This window comes from Burkholderia sp. E168m23, assembly GCF_016586125.1.
GTDB lineage: Bacteria > Pseudomonadota > Gammaproteobacteria > Burkholderiales > Burkholderiaceae > Burkholderia > Burkholderia orbicola.
Genome location: NZ_BCPP01000611.1, coordinates 1 through 4,405, shown reverse-complemented (window position 1 = coordinate 4,405; position 4,405 = coordinate 1). Strand labels below are relative to the sequence as shown.

The window sequence follows — 4,405 nt, the reverse complement described above, 5'->3', positions numbered from 1 at the left end:
CGTGCGGTCGCGGCATTCGCGGCCAGCGTCGCCGCATGCAGTTCCGGATAGCCGCCCGGCAAAAACAGCGCGTCGCAATCGTCAGGCACGGGTTCGTCGGCAAGCGGCGAAAAGAACCGCAACTGCGCACCGAGCGCGCCCAGCAACGCGAGATTCGCCGGATAGATGAACGAAAACGCCGCATCGCGCGCCACCGCGATCCGCTTGCCGGCAAGCGCGCGCGGCAACGGCGCGGCAACGTCCGGCTCCGCGAACGCGACGGCCGGCGGCAATTCGGCCAGTGCCGTCTGCGCGAGCACATCGGCCGCGCGATCGAGCCGCGCGTCGAGATCGTCGATATCGGCCGGCTGATGCAGGCCGAGATGCCGCTCCGGCAGCGCGATACCCGCATCGGCCGGCACGTGGCCGAGCCAGCGAAGATCGTCGGGCAACGCCTGTTGCAGCAATTCCGCGTGCCGTGCCGAGCCGACGCGGTTGGCCAGCACGCCGTGAAACGGCAACCCCGGCCGAAACCGCGCGAGCCCGAACGCGATCGCCGCGAACGTCTGCGCCATCGCCTTCGCCGAAATCACCGCGACGACCGGCACGCCGAACGCGGCCGCGAGATCGGCGCTGCTCGGCGTGCCGTCGAACAAGCCCATCACGCCTTCGATCAGGATCAGGTCCGCGTCGCGCGCGGCTTCGGCGAGCAGCGCGCGGCAACCGGCCTCGCCGACCATCCCGAGGTCGAGCGCGTGCACGGGTGCGCCGCTCGCGCGTTCGAGCAGCATCGGATCGAGAAAATCGGGCCCGGTCTTGAACACGCGCACGCGGCGGCCGAGCCGCCGGTGCAGCCGCGCGAGGCCGACCGTGACCGACGTCTTGCCCTGGCCGGACGCGGGCGCGCTGACGAACAGCGCGGGGCAGGCCGGCATGCTCAGAACTCCACGCCGCGCTGCGCCTTCACGCCTTGCTCCTTGTACGGATGCTTGACGAGCCGCATTTCGGTGACGAGATCGGCCGCATCGATCAGCGCATCGGGCGCATGCCGCCCGGTGACGACGACGTGCACCGACTCCGGACGCGCGACGAGCGTCGCGAGCACTTCGTCGAGCGGCAGGTATTCGTACTTCAGCACGGTGTTCAACTCGTCGAGGATCACCATCCGGTAGTCGCCGCTGTCGATCATCCGGCGCGCCTCGTCCCAGCCCTTGCGCGCGGTCGCGATGTCGGCGTCGCGGTTCTGCGTGTTCCACGTATAGCCGTCGCCCATCGTCACGAAATCGCATTCCGCGACCGCGCCGAGGAAGTCACGCTCGGACGTATGCAGCGCCCCCTTGATGAACTGCACGACACCGAGCCGCATGCCGTGGCCGAGCACGCGCACGGCCATCCCGAACGCGGCCGTGCTCTTGCCCTTGCCGTTACCGGTATGGACGATCAGCAGGCCTTTTTCCTGAGTGGCGGCGGCCTGCTTCTTCTCGTGGCCGGCGCGGCGGCGTTCGGCCATCCGCTGATGGGATTCGGAATCGGTCTTCATCGGGAATCGTCCTTTCGAAAGCGAAACATTGGGTTCAGAGCGGGCCGGCGAGCGCGACCGTCACGCCGCCCAGGATGGATTTGGGGCCGAGCAGCCGGCCATGCGGCGCGGCGAGTTGCGCGCACGGCTCGGCCACGCCCGCGACGCCGAAGCGGGCCAGCGCGGCGTCGGACGGGCCGCTCGCGGCCAGTTCCGGACGGCTCGCGAGTTGCGCCGCCTCGAACGCGACGAGCGGCCAGCCACGGCGCGCGCACAGCGTGCGCAGCGCACGGGCGCATGCCTTGTCGGCGAGCGTCGCGACGAGCGCCGGTTCGGCGGCCGGGTAGCGCGCGAGCGCGGCGCGGATCGCGGCATCGAGTTGCGCAGCCGTGACGCCCGCGCGGAAGCCGACGCCGAGCGCGACGCGCATCATGCGTGGCCGCCGAGCGCGGCGCGCACCGCCGGATCGTCGGCGAGCGCCGCGACGCGGCCGATCACGACGATCGCCGGTGAACCGATACCGGCGTCACCGACGCGCGCGACGAGCGTCTCGAGCGTCGCGAGTACGTGGCGCTGTTCGGCTCGCGTGGCGTTCTCGATCGCCGCGCATGGCGTGTCGTCGGGCAGGCCGCCATCGCGCAGCGCCGCGGCAATCGCGTCGAGCCGACGGATGCCCATGTAGATCACGATCGTCATGCGGGTGGCCGCGAGCGCGCGCCAGTCCGGCTCGTCGGCCCCCGCGCCGTGGCCCGTGACGAAGATCACGCCCTGCGCGTCGCCGCGGTGTGTGACCGGGATGCCGAGCGCGGCCGGCGCGGCGATGCCCGCGGTGATGCCGTTGACGACTTCCACCGGAAAGCCCGCCGCGCCGAGCGCGACCAGTTCCTCGCCGCCGCGGCCGAACACGAACGGATCGCCGCCCTTGAGCCGCGCGACGCTGCGGCCCGCGCGCAGGTGCGCGAGCATCGCGGCGACGATCGCCTCCTGCGGCGTCGACGCATGGCCGCCACGCTTGCCGACGTGCTCGATCAGCGCATCGGCGCGCGCATGGCGCAGCACGTCGGGGTTCACGAGATCGTCGACGAGCAGCACGTCGGCCGCGCCGATCGCGCGCACGGCCTTGAGGGTCAACAGATCGGCGTCGCCGGGACCGGCGCCGACGAGCCAGGCGCGGCTCATCGCGCGCGGCACGGCGCGCACCGTGTCGAAACAGTGGAACAGGGAAGGCGGGCGGCACATCGGCGGCCGGCGGGCAGGCAGTGCATGGCGGATCGGGCGAAACCCGCGCGAGCGCGGGTGGAATGCGCACCCGATCCGTCCCCCGCGGATCGGGCGTTCGGCGAGCAGCGCGCTCGCCCCTTGCGTCGGCCGGTATCCGGGCTGGCCGCTTGCCAGGCCGCAGCCTTCCCGCCGGTCGAAGGGCAGTGGCATCGCGGGCGGCCTGGGCGCAGCGCGTAGAAGTGCGTTGCGCGGGCGGCGTACCGTTGCGGGGACAGCACAGGCCGGGCGGCAATCCGCCTCCTGTTTCCCGTTTAACTGCATGCGCGGAATGCGCATGCGAGCACCGAACGCGGCGCATACGATAGCACAGGCGTGCAACCCGCAAGCCGCCCGGCGGGCCGGCTGCGCGGGTGTCGGCGCTACCCGCGAGGTCAGAACTTGTATGCCGCCGTCAGCGTGAACGTGCGTGGCGTACCGGGCATGATCTGCGCGAGGCCCGTCGCATTCGCGTAGTAATCGCGATCGGTCAGGTTGACGGCCGCCAGCGTCACCTCGAAGTCGCGCGTGCGATAGCCGGCCTTGCCGTCCCAGCGAACGTACGCGGGCAATTCGAGCAGGTTGTCGCGATCGGCGTAACGCGCGCCTTCGTACACCAGCCCGAGTTCCGCGAAAAAACCGCGTAGCGGCGCATGGCCGACGAACAGGCTGCCGTTCGACGCCGACACGCCCGCCGAGCGCTTGCCCGCGTACTTCGGCTCGGCGTCGACCACCCGCGCGTGTTGCCAGCCGATGCCGCCGCGGACGAACCAGTCGCCCGCGAGCCGGCCGGCGACGCCCAGTTCCAGGCCGCGATTGCGCTCGAGGCCGGTGAGGTCGAAAAAGCCCGGCCGAACCGGATCGGCGATGCGGCGGTTGTACAGGTCGAGCTGAAACAGCGCGAGCGTCGTGCTCAGCGCGCCGTCGCGCCAGTCGCTTTTCACGCCGATCTCGTATTGGCGCGTGTATTGCGGGCCGAGGTCGTTGGCGTTGCCGCGCGCGTCGGGCGTGATGCCGATCAGGTCGCCACCGACCGGCGCGAAGTTCTTGCTGTACGACGCATACAGGCTGTGCGTGCCGACCGGCGACCACACGACGCCGAGCCGCGGGCTCCATGCCGCCGTCGTGCGCCGTGCATGCAGGCCGTTCAGCGCGTTGGTCGAATCGACGTCGAAACGTTCCCCGCGCAGGCCGCCGAGGAGCTTCCACGCTCGCCCGAGGTCGACGCGATCCTGCGCGAAGATCGCGTAGTCGCTGACGCGGTGGCGGTTCATCGCATACGGGCGCGGCGTCGAGCCGACCAGGGCGAAACGATCCGGCCCGGTCACCGGAATCGGCGCCGCGTCGGCCTGCCAGAGCGTCGGCGCGCGTTTCTGCCAGCCGTATTCGATACCGAACAGCAGGTGATGCAGCGCCGGACCGGTTGCGACCTTGCCGCCCAGTTCGACGCCGGTCTGGACGTTGAGATGCGTCATGTCCTGCAGATAGCGTGCGCGTTGCACATGCCGGTAGTCGCGCGGCTTCGCGACGTAGCTTTGCGTGACGTAGGTATTGTCGAAGGTGCTGCGCAAATTCAGCACGCCGAGCGTATGGCGCAATTCCCAGTCGCCGTCGAGCGCGTGCGTGAAGACCGAGCGCCAGTTCATGTTC

General features: G+C 70.7%; 5 protein-coding genes and 1 riboswitch. All 5 genes read right to left on the bottom strand.

Annotation, left to right across the window (positions count from 1 at the left end; translation table 11 throughout):
- Window positions 1-914: cobyrinate a,c-diamide synthase (locus JMF90_RS25895; protein ID WP_201325595.1), on the bottom strand; the 914-nt coding region annotated here is incomplete at its 3' end.
- Window positions 915-916: 2 nt separating this feature from the next.
- Window positions 917-1,519 (bottom strand): cob(I)yrinic acid a,c-diamide adenosyltransferase, encoded by a 603-nt coding sequence (gene cobO, locus JMF90_RS25890; protein WP_011545387.1) that lies wholly within the window; start codon window positions 1,517-1,519, stop codon window positions 917-919.
- A 34-nt stretch (window positions 1,520-1,553) separates the two neighbouring features.
- A complete protein-coding gene (locus JMF90_RS25885; protein WP_011545388.1) occupies window positions 1,554-1,931 on the bottom strand; it encodes a cobalamin biosynthesis protein in 378 nt (125 codons plus the stop codon).
- A complete protein-coding gene (gene cobA, locus JMF90_RS25880; protein ID WP_011545389.1) occupies window positions 1,928-2,737 on the bottom strand; it encodes a uroporphyrinogen-III C-methyltransferase in 810 nt (269 codons plus the stop codon). Before cobA ends, JMF90_RS25885 begins: the two co-directional genes overlap by 4 nt.
- A 109-nt stretch (window positions 2,738-2,846) precedes the next feature.
- Window positions 2,847-3,082, bottom strand: a riboswitch (cobalamin riboswitch).
- Window positions 3,083-3,150: 68 nt separating this feature from the next.
- Window positions 3,151-4,405: TonB-dependent siderophore receptor (locus JMF90_RS25875; protein WP_201325594.1), on the bottom strand; the 1,255-nt coding region annotated here is incomplete at its 5' end.